This is a genomic window from Angustibacter sp. McL0619, assembly GCF_049994355.1.
Taxonomy (GTDB): Bacteria; Actinomycetota; Actinomycetes; order Actinomycetales; family Angustibacteraceae; genus Angustibacter.
Genome location: NZ_CP188257.1, coordinates 517,707 through 539,304, shown reverse-complemented (window position 1 = coordinate 539,304; position 21,598 = coordinate 517,707). Strand labels below are relative to the sequence as shown.

Genomic DNA, 21,598 nt, shown 5'->3' with positions numbered 1-21,598 from the left:
CTGGCGCTCAGGGAGCCGGCCGGTACTCGAAGCCTTCCACCTGGACCGTGGTCGACGTCGGCCGGCCGTTGCTGCTGGCGTAGACACCGATCCACAGGCCGAGGAACCCGCCGGTGGCAACGGAGTCCAGGGTGCGTCCGTCGACGGTGCCGAGCACCGTCAGCGGTTCGCCAGGGCCAGCGGCCAGGAGCGAGTACTCCTGGCCGCTGGCCCACACCGCGAGCGTCACCGGCTCGCCGGCTCCGCCCCGAACGCGGTGCTCACCGAGGACGGTGTCGAGGCCCCTTCGGCGGTGCACCACGACGACTCGACGTCCCGGCGCGTCCTCGCCGCCGGTGACGAACAGTCGCACGTGGTCGGCCTCGGACTGGCGAACCGCTAGCCCTGTCTCCTCGCCCGGGGCGAGGTCCGCCAGCACGGTCGCCTGCACCTCGACGTCCAGGTGCTGCTGGCGGACGCCGAGGAAGGCCGGGGTGCGCGGCTCGGCGAGCGTGGTCGGCCGCATCCCCAGCTCCCAGCCATCGCTGTGCGGGGTCGCGAAGTCGGCGGCCGGCCCGCGCAACGACGTCCAGCGCAGGTCGTCCGGCCGGACGACGGCGGAGCCGGTGCGGTGTGCCGCAACGGGTCCGGGCGCTGGCTCGACCGCGAAGGGCACCTCGACCTCGGTGGTCACCCGGCCCACGCCCGGCGCGAAGACGGGCCAGCCGTCCTCCCAGGCGACCGGCACCAGGAAGGTCTCGCGCCCGAGGTTGTAGTGGTACCCGCCGTACGGCCGCATCCCGAGCAGAACGGCCCACCAGCTACCGTCCGGCGCCTGGACCAGGTCGGCGTGCCCGACGCCGACGACGTCCGAGCCGCGGCCGAGGTGCCGGTGGGTGAGCACCGGGTTTGACCTGTTGCCGCAGTAGGGGCCGGTCACCGAGTCCGCCCGCGCGACCGACACCGCGTGATGGAACTCGGTGCCCCCCTCGGCGGCCAGCAGATAGTAGGTGCCGTCGACCTTGTACAGGTGCGGTCCCTCGGCCCAGACCGCGCCGCGCACGGCACCGCTCCACACGACGTGCTCGGGTCCGGTCAGCTGCCAGGTCGCGCGGTCGAGCTCGCGTACCCAGACCTCGGTCTGGTCGTGCCACTCGGGCCGGCTGGCCGGTCGGGTGCCGTGCAGCCAGATCCGGCCGTCGTCGTCGAAGAAGAGCGAAGGGTCGATGCCGTCGACGGCGAGCCAGACCGGGTCGGACCACGGGCCGGCCGGGTCGGTCGCCGTCATCACGAAGTTGCCGCCACGGGCTGGGTCCTGCTGGTCGACCAGGGTGCAGACCAACCAGAACGTGCCGTCGTGGTGTCGCAACGTCGGTGCGTACAGCCCACCTGAGGACGCGATGCCGTCGAAGTCCAGCTGGCCGTCGCGGTCGACGACGTGACCGATCTGCTGCCAGTGCACGAGATCCTCGCTGCGGAACACCGGCAGACCGGGGAAGTACTCGAAGGTCGAGGTCACCAGGTAGTACGTCGAGCCGACCCGGCAGATCGTTGGGTCGGGATGGCAGCCGGCCAGCACCGGGTTGCGCACCACGGTCACCAGGGGGCCACCTTGACCCCGACCAGCCGCGGGTCCGCGCCAGTCACCTCGTGCACCCGGCCGGTGATGGTCAGGCAGGCCCGCGGCGTCGAGCTGCCCTCGTGCACGCGCCTGACCGCCACCTTGGTGTTCGAGATCGCGCCGCTCGTGGTGTCCCCGGTGCTGCCGGCTGCGCCCGAGGCCGCTGCATGCGAGCCGACCCACACCTGGACCTCACCCGGCTCGACCACCTTGACCATCCGGCGGTCGGTGAACGCGAACCTGGTGGTGGGAACCGAGAACGTCACCCGGCCGGACTGACCGGGGTCCAGCTCGACCCGCGCGTAGCCCAGCAGCTGCACCACCGGCCGCGCGATCGTGCCCTGGACGTCGTGGCCGTACAGCTGGACGACGTCGCAGCCCCCCGTCGTACCGACGTTGGTCACGGTCACCTCGGCGGTGAACGCGCCGTCCGAGGCCACCGTGGGGTCGACCGCGAGATCGGAGTAGGCGAAGGTCGTGTACGACAGCCCGAACCCGAACGGCCGCACCGGCGTCGGGTCGCTCGTCGTCACGTCCGACGGCCCGCCCAGCACGGAGTGCAGGTAGGAGTAGGGCTGCGCCCCCGCCGCTCGCGGCATCGACACCGGCAGCCGGCCGGAGGGGTTCACCCGGCCGGTGACGACGTCCGCGATCGCCGACCCGCCGCCGGCGCCGGGGAAGAACGCCTGCAGCACGGCGGCCGGTCTGGCATTGGCGCCGTCCAGCGCCCAGCCGATCGCGTACGGGCGGCCGGTCACCATCACCATGACCACCGGCGTGCCGGTGGCCAGCAGCTGCTCGACGAGCTGGCGCTGCACGCCCGGCAGGTCGAGCGACTCGCAGTCGTTGCCCTCGCCGACGGTTCCTCGGCCGAATAGCCCCGCCTGGTCGCCGACGACGACGACCGCGACGTCCGCGTCCTGGACAGCAGCGACCGCGGCGGCGAACCTCGAGGTGTCCTCCCCCGCGACGTCGCAGCCCTGCTCGAACACCAGCTCCGGCCGGGGCAGTCCGGCGCCGGTGAACGCCTCGCCGAACGCCTCGAGCACGGACGGGATCCGGAAGCCGAAGGGGAACTCGGGGTGGTGCGCCAGCACGTGGTTCACGAACGAGTAGCAGCCCATCAGGGCCTCGGGTCGGGCCGCGTTCGGACCGATGACGGCAACCCGGGCCGGTGCCGCCGCCCACCGGTTCAGCGGCAGCACGCCGTCGTTCGACAGCAGCACCACCGACTCCTCGGCGAGCCGGCGGGCCAGCTCGCGGTGGCGCGGGGAGTCCAGGTCCACCGCGGTCGGCGGCTCGTCCTCGAACGCCTCCGGGTCCAGCAGGCCGAGCTCCTCCTTCTGCTTCAGCGCGCGCAGCACCGCCCGGTCGACGTACGCCTCGGGGAGCTGGCCGGCACGAACCCGCTCTGCCAGCGGTTGCAGGTAGGCGTCGCCGTTCGGCAGCTCGATGTCGATCCCGGCGGCGAGGGCGAGGGCGGCGGCCTCGCCACGGTCCGCGGCGATGCCGTGCATGACCTCGAGGAAGGCGACCGCGAAGTAGTCGGCGACCACGACGCCGTCGAAGCCCCACTGCCCGCGCAGCAGGTCGGTGAGGTACTCGGCGCTCGAAGCCATCGGCACGCCGTCCAGGTCGGTGTAGGAGTTCATCACCGACTTGGCCCCGCCGTCCCGGATCGCCATCTCGAACGGCGGCAGGAACACGTCGGCCACCTCACGCGGTCCGGCGGCCAGCGGCGCGTGGTTGCGCCCGGACCGCGATCCCGAGTAGCCCACGAAGTGCTTGAGCGTGGCGTGCACGCCGGCCTCCTGCAGGCCGCGCACGTACGCCGTCCCGACCGTGCCGACCAGGTACGGGTCCTCGCCGATGCACTCGTCGACACGGCCCCAGCGCGGGTCGCGCACCACGTCCAGCACCGGCGCCAGCCCCTGGTGGATGCCCAGGTCCCGCATCGAGGCACCGACCGCGCAGCCGGCCTCCTGCACCAGGTCCGGGTCGAACGAGGCACCCCAGGCCAGCGGGGTCGGGTACGTGGTGGCCTGCCAGACCGCCAGACCGCTCAGGCACTCCTCGTGCACGAGGGCGGGGATGGCGAGCCGCGTCTCACGCTTGAGCCGGCGCTGCTCGCCCCACAGCCAGGCGGCTCGCTCGACCGGGTCCACCGGCCGCGTGCCGTAGACCCGGGTGAAGTGGCCGAGGCCGTGCCGGGTGACCTCCGCCAGGGTGCCGGGATCGCGCTGACCGGAGGTCATCTCGGACTGCATCGGCGCCACGGTGCCGTTCTGGTCCAGCCAGTAGCCGACGAGCTGGGCCAGCTTCTCCTCGAGGGTCATCTGCTGGTGCAGCGCGCGCACCCGCTGGGAGACCTCAGGTGTAGCGGGAACGGCGTCGAGCACGAGAGCTGCTCCTTCTCGGTAGTCGCGGTGGTCCGTGGCGGGTGGGCGTCGGGTCGTGATGGCGTTACCCCTTGACCGCGCCGGTGAGACCACCGACGATCCGGCGCTCGAACAGCGAGAAGAACACCAGCGCCGGGATCATCGACAGGGACGTGAACGCGAGCACCTTGGCGGTGTCCACCGAGTACTGCGAGGCGAACGACTGGACGCCGAGCGGCAGGGTGTAGGACGACTCGTTGTTCAGCAGGAACAGCGGGAGCAGGTAGCTGTTCCAGCTGGCGATGAAGGCCAGGATGCCCACCGTCACCAGGCCGGGCACCGACAGCGGCACCACCATCCGGAAGAAGAAGGCGAGCCGGCTGGCACCGTCGATGGCAGCCGCCTCCTCCAGCTCCTTGGGAATAGCGCGCAGGAACGGCACCAGGATGATGATCGTGGCCGGTAGGCCGAAGGCGATCTGCGGCAGGATCACGCCCGCCAGGCTGTCGGTGAGACCAAGGTTCCTGATCATGATGTACAGCGGGGTGATGGCTACCGTCATCGGGAACATCAGTCCGGCGGCGAAGAACGCGTACATCGCCGTCCGGCCGACGAACTGGTAGCGCGCGATCACGAAGCTCGCCATCACGCCGAGCACGACGACCCCGAGGGTGGTGAACACTGCAACGATCACCGAGTTGGCCGCCTGCCGCCAGAACACGCTGCTCTTGAGCACGTCGAGGTAGTTGTTCAGCTGCCAAGGGTTCGGCAGACCCGAGGGGTCCACGGTGATCTGGGCGTTGGTCCGGAACCCCCCCAGGATGATGTACAGCACGGGACCGATGCAGGCCCCGACGAACACCACCGCGACGAGGTAGGTGACCGGGCCGCCACGCCCGATGCCTGAGCCGCTGCGCCGCCTCGAGGCGTCCCGGGGGGCTCGCAGGGTCGTGGCCGTCATCGCTTCCGTCCTTCCGTGAGGGCACCATCGGTGTCACGCCGAAGCACGAACCGCTGGTAGATCAGGGCGATGACCAGCGAGATCATGAACATCACCACGGCGACCGCGCTGCCGTAGCCGTAGTTGCCGGCATTGCGTCCGGTGCTGACCATGTAGGTCGCCATCGTCGAGGTGCCGGCCGTGGAGGCCACGTACTGGCCCCAGATGATGTAGACGAGGTCGAACAGCTGCAGCGAGCCGATGATCGACAGGAATGCCCAGATCCGGATCGTCGGGCCGAGCAGCGGCAGCGTGATACGCCGCTGGGTCTGCCAGTACGTGGCACCGTCGATGGCGGCCGCCTCGAACAGCTCCCCGGGGATGCCCTGCAGCCCGGCCAGGAAGAGAATGACGGCGAACCCGATGTACTTCCACGAGATGATGAGCATCAGGGACCAGATGGCCACCTTGGGGTTGGAGAGCCAGTCGACGCTCCAGCTGGACAGCCCGATCTTGGTCAGCAGGTCGTTGACCGCACCGTTGGTCGCCAGCATCAGGGTCCAGCCGGTGGCCGCGATGACCTCGGAGATGACGTACGGCACGAAGATGAGCACCCGGATGATCGAGCGCCCGCGGATCTTCTGGTTGAGCAGCAGCGCCAGGCCGATCGCGACCGGACCCTGGATCACGAGCGAAAGCACCAGGATGAACGCGTTGTGCTCCAAGGCGGCGTGGAACGCAGCGTCCTTGAGGATGATGACGTAGTTGTCGAGGCCGACGAAGATCGTGGGTGGGCCGAAGCCCTTCCACTTGAAGAACCCGTAGTAGCCGCCCAGCACCACCGGCACCAGCACGAACGCGCTGAACACCACGATGGCCGGGCCGGCCAGGATGGTGATCTCCAGCCGCTTGCGCCAGTCACGCTGTCCGGCCCGCCGCGGCCGGCGCACGGGGGGCGGTGCCAGATCGGCACCGTCCCCCGCCGCCACCGGCGACACCGTCATGGCCTGGGACCTCTCGCCTGAGGAGTCGCTCATGGTCCGGGACTAGCCCCGGGCTGCCGCGTCGTTCACGCCCTTGACGATGGCCGCAGGGTCGCCCTTGCCGGCCAGCATGTCGACGACGCCGGTGTTCAGCGCGTTGCCCACGTTCTGCCCGTAGAGGGTGTCCAGCCACACCGAGACGTACGGCGCGGCGTTGATGGCCGCCAGGTTGTCCTTCAGCGCCGGCTCGGTCACGACGCCCTGGGCGTCCTTGCTGGCCGGGATCGTGTGGAAGGCGTTGGCGTAGCCCTCCTGGTATTTCTTCTGCATGAAGAAGTTGAGGAAGTCGGTGCACAGCTTCTTCGGGGCCTTGGCGAAGCAGGAGAAACCGTCGACACCACCCATCATCGCGGTGCCGTCACCCTGACCCCCGTTGATCGACGGGAACGGGAACCAGCCCAGGTCGGCCAGCGGCTTCGTGTCCTTGGTCAGGGACGCGATCACGCCCGGGTCCCAGGCACCCATCAGCTCCATGGCGGCCTTGTGGTTCGCCACGAGGCCGGCGGACGACCCCGCGCCCTGCTGGGCGGAGGTGGTCAGGAAGCCCTTGTTGAAGGGCTGCGTGCCGGCCAGCTTCTGCAGGTCCTCGCCCGCCTTCGTCCAGCACGGGTCCTCGAACTTGCGGGTCTCGGCCGCCTTGTTCAGGGCGTCCTGCGAGCACTCGCGCAGGGCGAAGAAGTAGAACCAGTGCGCGGCCGGCCACGCGTCCTTGGCGCCCACCGCGATCGGCTGGATGCCTGCGGCCTTGAGCTTGGTGACCGCTGCGTTCAGGTCGTCGATCGACTTGGGCAGGTCGGTGATGCCGGCCTGCTTGAACAGGTCCTTGCTGTAGTAGATGCCGCCGGGAAGGATCGAGGTCGGCATCCCGTAGGTCTTGCCGTCGACGGTCAGCGCCTGGAAGGTGCCGTCGCTGACCGCCGACTTGACGGCCGGGTCGATGCTGGAGGACAGGTCCATCACCTGACCGGCCGCGACGACGTCCGCCAGCTTGCCGCCGCCACGGGCCATGAACACGTCCGGTGCGTCGCCGGAGTTCAGGGCGGTCTGCAGCTTGCCGTCCATGTCCTCGTTCTGGATGGCCTGGACGGTGACCTTGACGCCCGGGTTCGCCTTCTCGAAGTCGGCGACCGTCTGCTCCCAGTACGCCTTGCCCTCACCGGTGGTCGAGTTGTGCCAGAAGGTCAGCGTCTTGTCGCCGCTGGACTCTGAGTTGTCGTCGCCACTGCCGCAGGCAGCCAGCCCCGCAGTGATCATCACAGCGGCCGAGACCGCCAGGAGCTTCCTAGCCTTCATGGGATGTGTCCTCTTCGTTGAGCTGCACATGGTCTGGGTCGACCGCGGGCCGGGGACCAGGGGACCTGACGGGCCCGACGCCAGGGAGGGATGGGCGGATCGGGAGGAACTTTTGCAGGCATCATGCAGGAATGTCAATCGTTGTCGATAACGTTTTCGAAGTTTAGTCTTCCGGCATGGGTCGAGTGACGATCGTGGACGTCGCGGCAGCGGCCGGCGTGTCCGTCTCGACCGTTTCCAAGGTGATCAACGGCCGGGACGGCATCGCCGGCAGCACGCGGCTGCGGGTGCAGCAGGCCGTCAGCGAGCTCGGCTTCGAACGCAGCCTGGTCGCCCGCAGCCTGCGGACGCGGCGAACCCACGTGATCGGCATCCTGGTCGCGGGTTTCGAGCCGTTCAGCGCGGAGATCCTCAAGGGCGCCGCCACGGCACTGACCGACACGGACTACGAACTGCTCGCCTACACCGCGGCCAGCCGGGGCGGCGGCGCCGGCTGGGAGCGGCGGTACCTGTCCCGGCTCGGCGCGCTGATCGGCGGCGCGGTCCTGGTCACGCCTTCGGTGGTGGACGCCGACGCCGGTGTCCCGCTGGTCACGATCGACCCGCACACCGGGCCGGTGGATCTGCCGTCCGTGTCGTCGGACAACCTCACCGGCGCGATGCTCGCGACCCGGCACCTGATCGAGCTGGGGCACCGGCGGATCGGTTTCCTGGCCGGCCGCCCGGACCTGGAGTCGTCCAGGGCGCGCGAGGCGGGCTTCCGGCAGGCGATGGCCGACGGCGGTCTGGAGGTCGACCCCGACCTCGTCCGGGTCGGCGACTACCGCCGCGAGGCGGCGCGTGCGCCGGCCACCGAGCTGCTGAGCCATCGCAGCCGTCCGACCGCCGTGTTCGCGGCCAACGACCTGTCGGCGATGGGCACGATGGACGTGGCCCGCGAGCTGGGCCTGACCGTGCCCACCGACCTGTCCGTCGTCGGGTTCGACGACATCCCGGAGGCCGCGGTCACGACGCCCGGACTGACCACGGTCCACCAGCCGATCCAGCAGCTGGCCGCCACGGCGATCGGCCTGCTGGTGGACCTGATGGACGAGATGGCGCCCGAGCAGACGCACGTCCAGCTGCCTGTCTCGCTGGTCCGCCGTGGTTCCACTGCGCGCGCGTTAGAGTCCCGATCGTGAGCTCAGCACGACGCGTGACCATCCACGACGTGGCCTCGGCCGCCGGCGTGTCCGTGGCCACCGTGTCCAAGGTGATCAACAGCCGGTACGGCGTGGCCGCCAGCACGTTCGAGCGCGTGCAGCGGGTCATCGACGACCTCGGCTACGAGTCGAGCCTGGTCGCCCGGACGCTGCGCAGCCGCCGGACCGGGGTGATCGGCATCCTGGTCGCCGACTTCGAGCCGTTCAGCACCGAGCTGCTCAAGGGCGCCGCGCGGGCGGTCCGGTCGTCCGGCTACGAGCTGGTCGCCTACTCCGCCGGCGGCGCCGGCCGCGAGCAGCCCGGCTGGGAACGGCGCTACCTCAACCGGCTCAGCGGCACCCTGATCGACGGCGCCGTGCTGGTCACCCCAACCGTGGTGGACGTCGGCTACAGCGCTCCGGTGGTGGCCGTCGACCCGCACACCGGCCACCCGGACATGCCGACCATCGTGTCGGACAACCTGCACGGCGCCGTGCTGGCCACCGAGCACCTGATCTCGTTGGGGCACAGCCGGATCGCGTTCTTGGCCGGCCGCGCGGACCTGGAGTCGGCGCAGCTGCGCGAGACGGGCTTCCGCCAGGCGATGGCCGCCGCCGGCATCCCGGTCGACGAGCGGCTGGTCCGCGCCGCCGAGTACGAGACGGAGACCGCCGACCTGGCTGCGCACGCGCTGCTCGAGGGCCCGGAGCGGCCGACCGCGGTGTTCGCGGCCAACGACCTGTCGGCGATCCAGACCATCGCGGTCGCGCACTCGCTCGGGCTGAGCGTGCCGGCCGACCTGTCCGTGGTGGGTTTCGACAACATCCCCGAGTCGGCCATGTGCGAGCCGACGCTGACCACGATCGACCAGCCGATCCAGGAGATGGGCTTCCAGGCGGTGCACATGCTGCTCGAGCTGATCGGCGAACGGCCGCTCGAGTCCACCCACCTGACCCTGCCCACCGAGCTGGTGCGGCGCAGGTCCACCACCGAGCTCGGCTGAGCGAGAGGAGCCGGCTTGCTGTTCGACCTGCCTCTGGAACAGCTGCGCGACTACCGGCCGGAGGTGGCCGAACCCGCCGACTTCGAGGACTTCTGGCGTCGCCAGCTGGACCACGCGCGCTCGCGCGACCTCGCCGTGGCCGCCGTGCCGGTGGACACCTCGCTGGTCGGCGTCCAGGTCTTCGACGTGACCTTCGCCGGCTACGGCGGCGACCCGGTCAAGGCGTGGCTGCTGCTGCCGCGGGCAGCTGCGCCGGGCGCGGCCACGGTGGTCGAGTTCGTCGGGTACCAGGGCGGGCGCGGCGACCCGCTGGAGTGGCTGACCTGGTCGGCCGCCGGGCACCCACACCTGGTCGTCGACCTGCGCGGGCAGGGCGGCGGCTGGCGCAGCGCGGACACAGCCGACCCGAGCGACGACGGCTCGCCCAGCACCCGCGGCTTCCTGACCCGGGGCATCGGCTCTCCGCAGAACCTCTACTACACCAGGGCTTTCGTGGACGCCGCCCGCGCGGTCGAGGTGGCCGGCACGCTCGCGCAGCTGGCCGGACGACGGGTGCTGACCACCGGCGGCAGCCAGGGCGGCGCGCTCGCGCTGGCCGCTGCGCACCTGGCGGCGTCCGGTCCGGTGGCGGTGGCCGCCTGCCTGCCCGATGTCCCGTTCCTGTCGCACATCCGGCGGGGCACCGAGGTGACGGACTCGCACCCGTACGCGGAGGTCGCGGAATACCTGAAGGTCCATCCGGACCGGGTCGAGGCGGTGTTCGGCACGCTCGCGTACGTCGATGTGGTCAACCACGCGAAGCGGGTCGACGTCCCGTCGTTGTTCTCCGTCGGGCTGGCCGACGAGATCACCCCGCCGTCCACGGTGTTCGCGGCCTACAACCACTACCGCGGCCCGAAGCGCATCGAGGTGTACTCCTACAACGGTCACGAGGGTGGCGGCGTCGTCCACCTGAAGGCGAAGCTGGCGTTCGCGCGGTCGCTCTAGCGGGCGCTCAGTGCCGGTGCTCGCGCCGCCCGGCCCGGCGAGCCGCCGTCCCGGCGCCGACCAGCAGCAGCCCCAGCAGCACCGCACCCGCTGCGATGCCACCGGTGCGCGGCAGACCGCTGGCCGACCCGCCGGTGCTCGGCGACGAACCGCCACCGCCAGTGGACGTCGGCGTACTGCCGCCGCCACCGTCCGTCGGCGTCGGGGTGGGTGTCGGGGTCTCGGCCGGCAGCACCAGCACGCTGACCTCGGCCACGCTGCACAGCGCCACGGCCTTCAGCGAGCAGCGGACGTAGCTGAACGCGTCGGTGCCGGTGAAGCCGGCCCGTGGCGTGTACCGGATCCGACCGTCCGAGAGCACCTCGGCGGTTCCGAACGACGGGGCTGCACCGAGGCCGCCGATGAACTGTGCGGGCGCTCCGGTTCCGGCCTGCGACAACAGGATCGGCTGGCCGGCGTCCCCGACGTCGTTCGCCTTGACGTCGATCAGCACCGCGGTCTGCTCGGTGGTGGTCGCGCTGTCCGCCCGGGTCAGCGGTGAGACGGCGATGGTGACCGCGGCGCTCGCGCACAGCGGCGAGCCGTCCCGCGGTCCGGCCGGCCCGCCGGCGCTGCAGACCTGGTAGGTGAAGGTGTCGTAGCCGGTGAACGTCCCGGTGGGTTTGTAGACGAGGGAGCCACCGCCGGCAGCGGGGGCGGCCGCCGCCGCGGTCACGGTGCCGTGCGCCGGTGGGACGACGACCTGCGGCGGCCCGGTGTCTCCGAAGTCGTTGTCGGACACGTCGACCTGGACCGGGACCTTCGCCAGTGTCGCGGACAGGTCGCCCTCCGCCTTCGGGTACACCCGAAGGTGCACGGTGGCGTCGGCGCACAGGTCGTCGTCCGGGGTGGGGGCGCAGACCTGGTAGCTGAGCTGGTCGTGCCCGGTGAACGTCCCGGTCGGCGCGTAGCCGACCGCTCCGTCGGCGTTCACCGAGGCCGTCCCGTTGGCCGGGCCGGTCACGATGCTCGGCTTGGTGACAGTGCCGCGGTCGTTGGCCCGCACGTCGATGAGCGCGCCGCCACCGGCGACCAGGTCGGACTCGTCGTCTGCGGCGACCGGAAGGACCTGCATCGTCACCTGGGAGTCCGAGCAGACGTTCGGTGTCGCCGTCCGGCAGACGTGCACGACCGCCGCGTCCCGGCCGGCGTAGTTGTTGCTCGGGGTGTAGGTGACCAGCCCGTCCGAGACCTCTAGCGCGCCGTGGCCGGCGGGGACCTGGACCGTGAACGTCAGGTCCGTCGCGGGCTCGGTGCTGGCGATGTGACCCTGGACCGGGACGTCGACGACGGTGCTCAGGTGCAGGTCCAGCACCACCAGCGGCGGCTCGGGCGTAACGCCCTGGAACACGATGATCGTGACCGTGGCGGTCGCGCACGCCGTGCCGTCCGAGCTGCACGCCTGGTAGTCGAAGGTGTCCGTTCCGACGAAGTCCGCGTCCGGGGTGTACCGGAAGTCGCCGGGCTGCCCGGCGACGGCGACCGCGGTCCCGTGGTCCGGGCCGGAGCCGGCGACCAGCGTCGGCGGGTCCACGTCCCCCTCGTCGTTGTCGCTGACCGTGATCTCGACCGAGCCGCCCGACTGCATCAACGCCAGGTCGGGCGAGAGCACCGGCAGGACCGTGACGGTCACGGAGCCCTCCGCACAGCGCGCAGGCGTGCCGTCGTCGCAGGCCTCGACGGTGTACCGGTCGGTGCCGGTGAACGCCCCGGTCGGCGTGTACGTGGTGGTCCCGCCCGCCACGACGCTCGCGGCGCCGTGCTGCGGTGGCTGCACGACGCGGGTGAACGCGACGGTCTGGCCGATGTCCGGGTCGCTGGCCGTCAGCAGACCGCTCACCGCTGTGCCCGTGGTGGTCTGCAGCGTGAGCGGACCGACGAAGGGCGGTCGGTTCGGTGGCGCGAAGACGTTGATCGTGACGTGCGCGATGTCGCAGACCAGCGGCGCGCCGGGGGCGCACACCCGGTACCTGAAGGAGTCCGTGCCGACGTAGCCGGCGGCCGGGGTGTAGACGAAGCTGCCGTCCGGGTCCGGCCCCTTGAGCTTGCCGTGCTGCGGCGCCGTGACCACCTTGGGCAGGGTGTTGTCGCCGAGGTCGTTCAGGGTCGCCGCGATGTTCACCGGCTGGTCACGCAACGTGCTGACCGCCACGTCGCCGGCCACCGGGTAGATGACGACGGTCACGGTTCCGGTGTCGCACAGCGACGGTGAGCCGTTGTCGCAGCCGCGCACGACGAACGTGTCGATGCCGGTGAACTCACCGGTCGGGAGGTAGGTGAACTCCCCGGACGGCAGGACCTCCGCTGTGCCGTGCAGCGCCGCCGTGGCCAGCGTGACGGCCACGACCTGCCCGGGGTCGGGGTCCAGCGCGCCGATGGTCCCGGACACCGGGAAGGTCGCGCGGGTCACCACCTGAACGTCGGGCACGTCCGGCAGCGTGTTGATCGGTGGCGCCGGCACGATCGCGGTGACGACCTTCGCGCTGGGCTGGCTGCCGTCGTTGTTGGTCGGGTTCGGGTCGGGGGTCGAGGACGTCGACGACACGCCGTCCAGGATCGTGCCGCTCGGCCCGGCGGTGCCGGTGACGGTCAGCGTGCGGGAGGCGCCGGCCGTGAGGTCGCCCAGCGACCAGGTCACCCGGGAGCCGCTCACCGTGCCGTCCGGCGAGCCGAGGTTGCTCAGCGGTCCGGTCACGTCGTCCCGAGCGACGACCGCCCGAGCAGTGGACGGACCCACGTTCCGGACGGTCACCGTGTACGTCGCCGTGCTGCCGGCGTCGAGGGTGGCAGGCCCGGTCTTGGTGGCCACGACGTCCGCGCTGGCCGGGCGGACGTCGTCCGAGCAGCCTGGGTAGATGGGGGCGTTCCCGGGGTCGTCGACGTGCCCGGCAACGACGTTGGCGACGCTGCCGGACGCCTGGTCGAAGATCGGACCGGTCCTGGTCTGGTCGTCCAGCACGATGGGTGAGGCCGACGACTCGCCGACGAAGGTGTTCTGCGTCAAGGTCTTGCCAGCGAACAGGTACTGCCCGAACCCGGTCACCGTGTTGTTGTTGGTGAGGTCCAGCCCGATGGTCACGCCGGTGCTGCTCTGCTGGTAGCGGGCGTTGTTGTTGAACACCTCGCCGCCGGTGCCGGCCGATCCGGAGCTGCCGCCGACCCGCAGCAGCCCGGAGTTGGCGGAGTTCTGGCTGGAGTTCTCCAGCCGTCCCGTCGTGGTCAGCACGCACACGTTGTCCAGTCGGGCCGAGCCGTTCAGGTTCAGGCCGCCGGTGATCGTGGTGACGCCACTGTTGGACAGGTTCGCGTTGACCGACAGCGTGCCGTTCGAGGTGATCGTGCCGGAGTTGTTGATCATCGAGCCGGAGTTCAGGTTGCCGCCGGCCTGCAGTATCAGCGAGCCCTGGTTGGTGATCAGGGCGCCGCCGCCGGCGTTCATGGTGTTGACGAACGTCACCGTGCCGGAGGGCAGGTTGCGCAGCTCGGCCGAGCCGGTCACGTTGGCGTCAGCGAGGAACCGGATGGTCCCCTCGTTGACGAACAGGAACCCGTTGCCCACCCCGACCGACGGTGCCGTGGTGGCGCCGCGGTTATACACCGCGCCGGCAATCCCGTTGGCCCACTGCGGGTTCAGCTGCCCGCCTGGTGCGACGCACAGGATCGCGCCGGAGGGGAAGCTGTTCACGCCGCCACTGAAGTTGCCGGTGGAGGTGATCAGGACGACGGTGTTGGCCGGGACGTCGAGCGGGGTCGTGACGGTGCCGTCGATCTGCACGTTCGGGTGCTGGCAGGCCTCGTCGTAGGAGCTCGGCGGGGCGGCGGCGGCGGGCGAAGCGCGCACCAGGTCAAGGCTCGCGGCCCCCATGACCGTCGCGAGCCCGAGCAGGGCGGCCGTGGCCGCGCCCAGCATCCGGCGCATCACCGACGAGTCTGCCCGTCGGGAGCGGTTCCTGTCTCGCGGAGGACGGCCGCCGCCCCGCTCGCTCACGTCGGCGTGGGCGCTGGCGCCGGGGCCGGCTTGTCGGGCTCGAGGGCGTGCACGACGACCCAGGCGCCCGCGCAGGCCAGGACCGCGACCGGGATGGCGTCGAGACCTCCCAGCCCGTCGAGCAGCAGGGCGAACAGCAAGGACGCGAACAGGAGCCGGGTCATGGCCGCCATGCCGGCGGCGGCACCGACGGCGATCGTCAGCGTCGGGGAGATGTTGAAGATGACCTCGGCGAGCGAGGCCAGCGCAACCCCGAGGAAGATCGCCGGGAAGACCGGGCCACCGCGGAACCCACAGCCCAGGCAGACCGCGTAGCCGAGCCCCTTCGCGACCAGCAGGATCAGCACGATCTTGGCGGTGGGTTGGTCGACGAGCACCGGAAGCGAGGACTGACCCGAGAACAGCACGTCCTGCGAGTCGGCGCCGAGCCAGTCGGCGACCAGTGCGAGCAGCCCGACGGCGGCGCCCCCGGCGACGAGCAGCAAGCCCATCGGCAGGCCCCCGGCCCTGCGCGGCCGGTCCATCGCGGCGACGACTCTCGCGATCCGGCGGATGACCACGACGACGACGCCGGCGACGATACCGACCCCCAGGGAGACCACCAGGTCCCCGAGGTGGACACCGGTGTAGGGCGGCAGGTCCGGCACCTCCAGGACGGTGGCGTTCAAGCCTCCCCAGCTGCCCAGCCCGATGAAGATCAGGTAGCCGACACCGGCGGCGACCAACCCTGGTAGCAGCACGGGGATGGCGGCCGCGCCGAGCCCGATCGACGCCTCGATCAGCAGGATGCCCGCGACCAGCGGTCCGCCGAACAGGGCCGAGACCGCGGAGAACGACCCGGCCGTGCTGAGTACTGCGGTGCCCGCCTTGCCGACCTTGACGAACTTCACGACCACCATGCCCACCACGGAGCCGAGGGCGATCAGCGGCGCCTCGGGGCCGAGGACGGCGCCGAAGGCGAGCGTTCCGAGCGCCGCGAGCGCGACACCGGGTGCGAAGGACACCGGCGTGGGGCTGGCGTTGATCCCGAGCAGTGGCTCGTGCCCGCCGTCACCGGGCAGCAGCCGGCGCGCCAGCAGCACGACGACGGCGCCCACGACCGGCAGCACCAGGACGAGGTACCAGGGCGGGCTGTCGGCGCCGAGCGCGTCCGGCAGGTCGGTCCAGAGCCAGCCCTCCACCACGTGCACGAGGGCCAGGAAGCCAGCGGCGACCAGGGCCGCCGGGATGCCGATCAGCGCGGCGTACAGGATCAGGCGCAGATAGGCCGTACCGGTCATGTCGGCGGGTGGGCTCTGCACTGTCATCCGGGTTCCCTTCGCCTCGGTCCGACGCTGCCTGCTGGCCGCTGCCCTGGCATCACCCGGCCTGGGTGAGACGTAGGCGACGTTCAAGGCCGTGCCCCCGGACGTCGATCAGATCTGGTGCCCTCCTGCTCGAGACCAGTCGCGCTTGCCCTCGTCGTCGCCTTCGTGGTGTCCCTGACCGCCTGCCAGCCCGGCGGCGAGGCCGCGGACGCGGGTGGGGCGGCGTCCGGCGTCCGGACCACGCAGTCCGCACCCAGCGGTACGGCGCCGAGGGGTACGGCGACGCCGACCGCCTCGGGGACGCCGACCGCCACGGGGAGGCCAACCGCCTCGGTGACGCCGACCAGGGCGCCGGCGCCCGGCGCTGGGACGGCTGCGGCGGCGCTCGGGCTGCTGACCGTCAAGGGGCGGGCACCGAAGACGGGCTACACCCGCGAGCGGTTCGGGCCGGCCTGGAAGGACATGGACCACAACGGCTGCGACACCCGCAACGACGTGCTGCGCCGGGACCTGACGTCGTTCCAGCTCAAGTCGGGAACGCAGGGCTGCCTGGTGCTGAGCGGCGCGCTGCACGATCCGTACACCGGGCGGACGATCGCGTTCGCGCGCGGGGTCTCGACGTCGTCCGCGGTGCAGATCGACCACGTGGTAGCCCTGTCCGACGCGTGGCAGAAGGGCGCGTCCGCGTGGACGACGACCAAGCGGGAGCAGTTCGCGAACGACTCGCTGAACCTGGTCGCGGTGGACGGGCCGACGAACGGGGCGAAGGGCGACGGGGACGCCGCGACCTGGCTGCCCCCGGCCAAGTCCTTCCGGTGCAGCTACGTGGCTCGCCAGGTAGCGGTCAAACGCGCCTACGGGTTGTGGGTGACCGCGGCGGAGCGGAACGCGATGTCCTCGGTGCTGGCCTCGTGCCGCGGGCTGAGGCTGCCGGCTCGGACGGCGTTCCGGCTGGGGGGTGGGCGCGAGGTCACGGCTCCGGCGGCCACTGCCTCGAAGCCTGCGGCGACTCCCAAGCCGGCGACGTCCACGCCGGCGACGTCCGGCGGTTCGGTGGTCCACCCCGGCGCCTACTGCTCGCCGCGGGGTGCGTACGGGCGGACGAGCGCCGGGACGCTGATGCAGTGCAAGCCGAGCGACACCGACACCCGCAACCGCTGGCGCCGGGCCTAGCCTGGCGTCGTGCCCCTGCTGCTGGTTCTGAACGGCCCACCTGCGGTGGGCAAGTCGACGTTGGCCCGCCGGTACGTCGCGGACCACCCGCTCGCTCTTGATCTGGACGTCGACCTGCTGCGCGGGCTGCTCGGCAGGTGGCAGGACGACCCGGGGGACGCCGGACTGCGCGCTCGAGCGCTGGCGTTGGCGATGGCTGCCGAGCACCTCGGCGCGGGCTACGACGTGGTGGTCCCGCAGCTGGTCGCTCGGCCGCCCTTCCTGGACCAGCTCGAAGGCGTTGCCGCACAGGCCGGAGCGCAGTTCGTCGAGGTGGTGTTGAGCGGTGACCGGGACGGGCTGGTGCAGCGCTTCAGCGAACGCGGGCCGGTCGAGGTGACGGCCGAGCAGCTGGCCGAGCTGCACGACCGGCTGGATTCCTTTGTGCCGCAACGTCCGCGGGCAACGCGGCTGGAGGTCGTCGACGGGGATGTCGAGCGGACCTACCGGGCGGTGCTGAACGCCTGCAGGGCGCGTTCGACCAGCGGGTCGAGCAGCAGCAACAGCATCGGGTAGTAGCTCGTCGCCGGGACGGCCAGCATGATCGCGAGCGCGATCAGCAACAGGACAGCGCTGGTCACCGCCGAGCGCAGGCCGGTGGGCGCGATGCCGTCGGTGAGCTCCGGGTGCCGCAGGACGAGAGCGTCGATGACCGCCAGGGTGAGGGTGCTCAACGCGATGGTGCCGACGTACAGGATCTTGGTGGCCGGCTGCTCCCCTGCGCTGGCCACCAGGGCGGTGGGGAACGGTAGGAAGACGATGGTCAGCATCCAGACCGCCAGCAAGTGGCCGAGTCTGGCGTTGGCGGCCATCACGTGACGCATCGCGCGGTGCTGGGCGAACCACAGCCGCGCGATCACGACGAAGCTGAGCAGGAAGGACCAGAGCTGGCTCAAGTGGGCGTGCAGCAGGTCGGCGACCGAGTCGCCGCCGGTGACGTCGGAGGTCAGCTCGACCAACGGCAGCACGAGCAACGTGATCGCGATGGCGACCACCGCGTCCACGAAGGTCAGCAGCCGATCGAGGTCGCGTTCGCGCTCGTGGCTCTCACGGGTCGCGGGCTGGTCCACCTGGGTAGGCTAGCCAGCCCTCACCGAAACCAGAGAAGGCGGGCACTCGACGTCCCTCCGGTCCCCCGGTTCTCTGCTCTCGGCCGCGCCCGGTCGCGCTCGGTCGCCGATTGGTGGGCCCCGTGGGGATCGAACCCACAACCCGCGGATTAAAAGTCCGCTGCTCTGCCAGTTGAGCTAGAGGCCCGGGGGTCCCACCGTTTAACCCACCGAACCCTCGGCAGATACCTCCACGGAACCCTCCACGGAATTATGCCGGGTCCGTTCGCGCGATCGTGACCGAATGGGCCCCCAATCCTCTTCGACGATCGTGAGTCGCCTGCGAGCGCACTCGGTACGACCCTGCTCACCGTCAACCCGCTGGACGCACACAGCGTCCTGTCGAACTTCGGGACGCTCGGGGTGTTCGCCGTGATGTTCCTGGAGACGGGGTTGCTGATCGGCTTCTTCCAGCCCGGCGACTCGTTGCTCTTCACCGCCGGGCTGCTCTACGCGTCCTCGGGGGCTTTGCAGCTCGCTTCCGGCGGTGCTGGCCGCGGCCGCCATGCGTGCCCTGCTCGGCGCCCAGACCGGTTACGTGATCGGGCGGGCCGCCGGGCCGCCACTGTTCGAGCAGGAGAACCGGCCGCGGCTCAACTCGGCGGCAGTTCGGGCCCATGGGGTGATGGAGCGTTACGGCTACGGGACGGGCAGGCGCAGACCCCAGACTTTCGTCGGGGGTCGGTCGGGACGTTCGGGCGATGCCCCGCCGCATTCGTGGAAACGAGACTGGATCGCGTGATCACGGTAGAGAACCTCACGAAGACGCACGACCACGCCATGGTCGTGGTCGTGGTCGTGGTCGACACCAACCTCACCTGCGCGTCGTGGGCCGCCCTCGCGGATGACAAGGACGTAGCATGAGTACCGTCACGCATCGCGGCCCGGTGCAGTCCAGCGCGGGTCTCGACCCGGTAGCCCGACCGTCGTTCGCCCGGCTCACCCAGATCGAGCTGCGCAAGGCTGTCGACTACAGGGCCGGCCGGTGGATCCTCGGCGTCATCGTCGGCCTCGGAGTCCTCGCCCTGGCGTGGATGGTCTGGACGTCCTGGCACGCGCCGACGGGGACGGTGAGCCTGCAGGACTTCACGGACGCCGCCATCACTCCGGCCGCCCTGCTCCTTCCGGTGCTGGGGATCCTCGCGATGACCAGCGAGTGGACGCAGCGGACGGCGTTGACCACGTTCACGCTCTCGCCGCGTCGGGTCCCGGTCCTGCTGGCCAAGCTGGTCGCGGCGCTGCTGCTGATGGTCGTCGTCCTTGTGGCGCTGATCGGGGTGACCGCGCTGGCGACATTGCTGGCGGGACTGGTCAGCGGCGACCCGATCTCCTGGACGGGCCGTGCCTTCGCCCCGTATTGGGGCGGCTTGTTCTTCACCCAGGGCCTGTTCGTGCTGATGGGTGCCGGGTTCGGTGCGCTGATCCCGATCACAGGGGTCGCGCTCACCGCGTTCTTCCTAGCGCCGTTCCTGTTCGCGATCCTGGCCAACACGGTGCTCTCCCACGTCGGCGCCTGGTTCGACGTGTTCCGGGCCTTCGGGCGGCTCGGAGAGTTCACGCTCGACGGCAAGGGCTGGGAGACCCTCACCGCGGTCCTGGTCTGGGTCGGCCTGCCTATCGTGCTGGGGCTGTTCTTGAGCAACCGCCGAGAGGTGAAGTAGCTGGTCTCGGAGGATTCTGGGCCCGACTCTCGGCACATGTCGAGGCGTTGGCGCGCACGGCCGGCATGGGCCCGCCATCCTTCTCACGCCTGTCCGTGTTTCCGGAGGGCTGTCGTGACGCCGCGGCAGACCTGGTATTCATGATCGAACCCGTCCGGCCTGGCTCGAGGGCGGCCCGAGGATTCGCAGCTGGAGCATCGCCGCGAACCGCTGATCCGGGTCAGCCAGGTCGAGCCCGCTGACCTCCTCGAGACGCCGGAGTCGGTAGCGCAGGGTGTTGGGGTGGATGAAGAGTGCGGTGGCGGCGGCGCGGACATCGCCGAGCGCGTCAAGCCATGCCCCGAGGGTCACGGCCAGGTCCGACTCGTTCTGCTCGTCGTACGCCAGGAGGCGGGCGACAGGACCGACGGGCCGCTCACCTCGCGCGGCGGCCAGGTCGCGCAGCTCGAGCAGCAGGGACTGGGCGTGGACGTCGGGGAGGCGAGCGACGCGCCGCCCGGCGTGCCCCTCGCGCAGGACCCGCAGCACGCGCGTCGCTGTCGCCCGCGACTCGCTCACACCGCGGACGTCGTCGCCGGCACTACCGACGCCGACCACGATCGGCAGCCGGCTCCCGACCCGCCCGCAGAACTCCTCGGCCAGCCGCGCGGCGCGTTCCTCGGGCCCGCTGCCGTGCGCGCCCGACCCGACCGCGAGCAGGCCGTAGGCGATGCCGCCGACCACGGCGACGGCGGAGCCGGGGGCGGAGGCTGCCAGGTGGACGCTGAGCGCGTCAGCGACCCGCTCGAGCGCGCCGGTCTGACCGCCGGTCTCACCGGGGACGAGACCGGCGGGCTGGTCAGAGGACAGCCAGGCGTCGCCCGGCTGCTCGGTGCGCAGGGCCCCTGCCAGTACGACGACCTGCTTTCCGTCCAGTCCGAGCCGGCTCAGCGCCTCACGCGCACCGACGCCGCCCTCGAGAGCGGTGCTCACCAGATCGGTGCGCAAGCGGCGCTGCACGTCCGCACCAGCGCGAACGCGCAGCATGTGCAGGGCGACCAGCTTGGCGGAGTCCTGCAGCACGGCGCTTCGCTCGGGCGTGACCTCGCCGTCCATCGCCGCCCAGATGGAGCCAAGCACCTCGTCACCGGCACGGACCGCGATGGCCACCCGCTGCTTGCTGACCGCGTCGGCTCCCAGGTCGGCCGGATTGACCACGACCGGACGGTGTTCCCGGTAGAGCTGCCGGAAGATGCCGAGCTCGGTGAGGGCCTTGGCGTACTTCTCCGGCACCTGGCGACCGATGATCGTCTCGACCCGAGACGAGTCGGCCTCGTCCTGCCTGCCGGAGAAGGCGAGCACACGCGAGCTGCGGTCCTCGATCGTGACCGGCGCGTCGAGGAGTGCGCCCACGGCGTTGGCCACGGCGAACAGGTCGCCCGACGGAAGGCCGCCGATCGACTCCGCTTCCGCCGGCCGGATGTCGCCCTCCGCGAGGAGTGAGCGGAGCAGCGCCGTGAGCTGGCCCCAGGTCGCGCCGCGGCGCAGACCGAGCAGCGCGAGCCCAGCTTCCCGCACCGCCGCATCGAGCGCCGGGCTCATCGCCACCGGCGCACGGACGATCAGGCCCACGGCCCCCTGGCGCCCGACGTCGCGGACGAGGTCCGGCAGGCCCGCAGGCGGTACGCCGACACCGAGCACGAGCGCCGCCGGTGGCTGGACCGGCTCGTCGTCAGGGTCGTGGATGACCACGCCGCCGATCTCGCCGTCGTGCGCCGGGTCTCCCGCGACCAGCTCCAACAGGGAGTCTCCGAGGTCGTCGAGAACCCGTCCCAGGCTTGCACGGGGGCGTTGGGCCACCGCCCCAGGATAGGGCG

General features: G+C 71.2%; 16 protein-coding genes and 1 tRNA gene. 7 read left to right on the top strand and 10 right to left on the bottom strand.

Annotated features, from left to right (window positions below; all coding sequences use genetic code 11):
- Positions 1–7 precede the first annotated feature (7 nt).
- The 5 genes from ACPPVT_RS02555 to ACPPVT_RS02535 form a co-directional block, all read right to left on the bottom strand.
- Entirely contained in the window at positions 8–1,579 is a 1,572-nt protein-coding gene (locus tag ACPPVT_RS02555; protein WP_426565158.1) for a family 43 glycosylhydrolase, read from the bottom strand.
- Positions 1,576–3,999, bottom strand: coding sequence for a beta-glucosidase (locus ACPPVT_RS02550; protein WP_426565156.1), 2,424 nt, complete (start codon positions 3,997–3,999; stop codon positions 1,576–1,578). Before ACPPVT_RS02550 ends, ACPPVT_RS02555 begins: the two co-directional genes overlap by 4 nt.
- A 64-nt stretch (positions 4,000–4,063) precedes the next feature.
- Complete coding sequence (locus ACPPVT_RS02545; protein WP_426565154.1) at positions 4,064–4,939, bottom strand: carbohydrate ABC transporter permease; 876 nt, start codon at positions 4,937–4,939, stop codon at positions 4,064–4,066.
- Positions 4,936–5,955 carry a carbohydrate ABC transporter permease gene (locus ACPPVT_RS02540; RefSeq protein WP_426565152.1) on the bottom strand — a complete coding sequence of 340 codons (1,020 nt, stop codon included), beginning with the start codon at positions 5,953–5,955 and terminating at the stop codon, positions 4,936–4,938. The genes ACPPVT_RS02545 and ACPPVT_RS02540 overlap by 4 nt, the downstream gene beginning before the upstream one ends.
- 9 nt (positions 5,956–5,964) lie before the next feature.
- The gene (locus tag ACPPVT_RS02535) at positions 5,965–7,254 is read right to left on the bottom strand and encodes an ABC transporter substrate-binding protein (RefSeq protein ID WP_426565150.1); all 1,290 of its coding nucleotides are present in this window, start codon (positions 7,252–7,254) and stop codon (positions 5,965–5,967) included.
- 176 nt (positions 7,255–7,430) lie between these two features.
- Here ACPPVT_RS02535 and ACPPVT_RS02530 point away from each other — a divergent pair, with 176 nt between their 5' ends.
- The 3 genes from ACPPVT_RS02530 to ACPPVT_RS02520 are packed head-to-tail and all read left to right on the top strand — an operon-like array spanning position 7,431 to position 10,426.
- Positions 7,431–8,435 carry a LacI family DNA-binding transcriptional regulator gene (locus tag ACPPVT_RS02530; protein ID WP_426565148.1) on the top strand — a complete coding sequence of 335 codons (1,005 nt, stop codon included), beginning with the start codon at positions 7,431–7,433 and terminating at the stop codon, positions 8,433–8,435.
- Positions 8,432–9,439, top strand: a complete 1,008-nt coding sequence (locus ACPPVT_RS02525; protein WP_426565146.1) for a LacI family DNA-binding transcriptional regulator — start codon at positions 8,432–8,434, stop codon at positions 9,437–9,439. Before ACPPVT_RS02530 ends, ACPPVT_RS02525 begins: the two co-directional genes overlap by 4 nt.
- Positions 9,440–9,454: 15 nt before the next feature.
- A complete protein-coding gene (locus ACPPVT_RS02520; protein ID WP_426565144.1) occupies positions 9,455–10,426 on the top strand; it encodes an acetylxylan esterase in 972 nt (323 codons plus the stop codon).
- Between the two features lie 7 nt (positions 10,427–10,433).
- Here ACPPVT_RS02520 and ACPPVT_RS02515 read toward each other — a convergent pair whose 3' ends face one another.
- Both ACPPVT_RS02515 and ACPPVT_RS02510 read right to left on the bottom strand, forming a co-directional pair.
- A complete protein-coding gene (locus ACPPVT_RS02515) occupies positions 10,434–14,384 on the bottom strand; it encodes an Ig-like domain-containing protein (RefSeq protein WP_426565142.1) in 3,951 nt (1,316 codons plus the stop codon).
- Between the two features lie 65 nt (positions 14,385–14,449).
- Positions 14,450–15,760, bottom strand: coding sequence for a chloride channel protein (locus ACPPVT_RS02510; protein WP_426565141.1), 1,311 nt, complete (start codon positions 15,758–15,760; stop codon positions 14,450–14,452).
- A gap of 117 nt (positions 15,761–15,877) precedes the next feature.
- Here ACPPVT_RS02510 and ACPPVT_RS02505 point away from each other — a divergent pair, with 117 nt between their 5' ends.
- Both ACPPVT_RS02505 and ACPPVT_RS02500 read left to right on the top strand, forming a co-directional pair.
- Complete coding sequence (locus tag ACPPVT_RS02505) at positions 15,878–16,933, top strand: HNH endonuclease family protein (RefSeq protein ID WP_426565139.1); 1,056 nt, start codon at positions 15,878–15,880, stop codon at positions 16,931–16,933.
- 9 nt (positions 16,934–16,942) lie between these two features.
- Positions 16,943–17,488 carry an AAA family ATPase gene (locus ACPPVT_RS02500; protein ID WP_426565138.1) on the top strand — a complete coding sequence of 182 codons (546 nt, stop codon included), beginning with the start codon at positions 16,943–16,945 and terminating at the stop codon, positions 17,486–17,488.
- On the opposite strand, the gene ACPPVT_RS02495 is transcribed toward ACPPVT_RS02500, so the two are convergent.
- Positions 17,416–18,042: a TMEM175 family protein gene (locus ACPPVT_RS02495; RefSeq protein WP_426565137.1), complete on the bottom strand. Its 627-nt coding sequence runs from the start codon at positions 18,040–18,042 to the stop codon at positions 17,416–17,418. The two genes, ACPPVT_RS02500 and ACPPVT_RS02495, sit on opposite strands and share 73 nt — an antisense overlap.
- A gap of 111 nt (positions 18,043–18,153) precedes the next feature.
- Positions 18,154–18,229 (bottom strand) — tRNA-Lys (locus tag ACPPVT_RS02490).
- A 590-nt stretch (positions 18,230–18,819) separates the two neighbouring features.
- Here ACPPVT_RS02490 and ACPPVT_RS02485 point away from each other — a divergent pair.
- Positions 18,820–18,945, top strand: coding sequence for a hypothetical protein (locus ACPPVT_RS02485; protein WP_426565135.1), 126 nt, complete (start codon positions 18,820–18,822; stop codon positions 18,943–18,945).
- Entirely contained in the window at positions 18,942–19,742 is an 801-nt protein-coding gene (locus tag ACPPVT_RS02480; protein ID WP_426565133.1) for an ABC transporter permease, read from the top strand. The genes ACPPVT_RS02485 and ACPPVT_RS02480 overlap by 4 nt, the downstream gene beginning before the upstream one ends.
- Positions 19,743–19,880: 138 nt before the next feature.
- On the opposite strand, the gene ACPPVT_RS02475 is transcribed toward ACPPVT_RS02480, so the two are convergent.
- Positions 19,881–21,581 carry a PucR family transcriptional regulator gene (locus ACPPVT_RS02475; RefSeq protein WP_426565131.1) on the bottom strand — a complete coding sequence of 567 codons (1,701 nt, stop codon included), beginning with the start codon at positions 21,579–21,581 and terminating at the stop codon, positions 19,881–19,883.
- Positions 21,582–21,598: the final 17 nt, after the last annotated feature.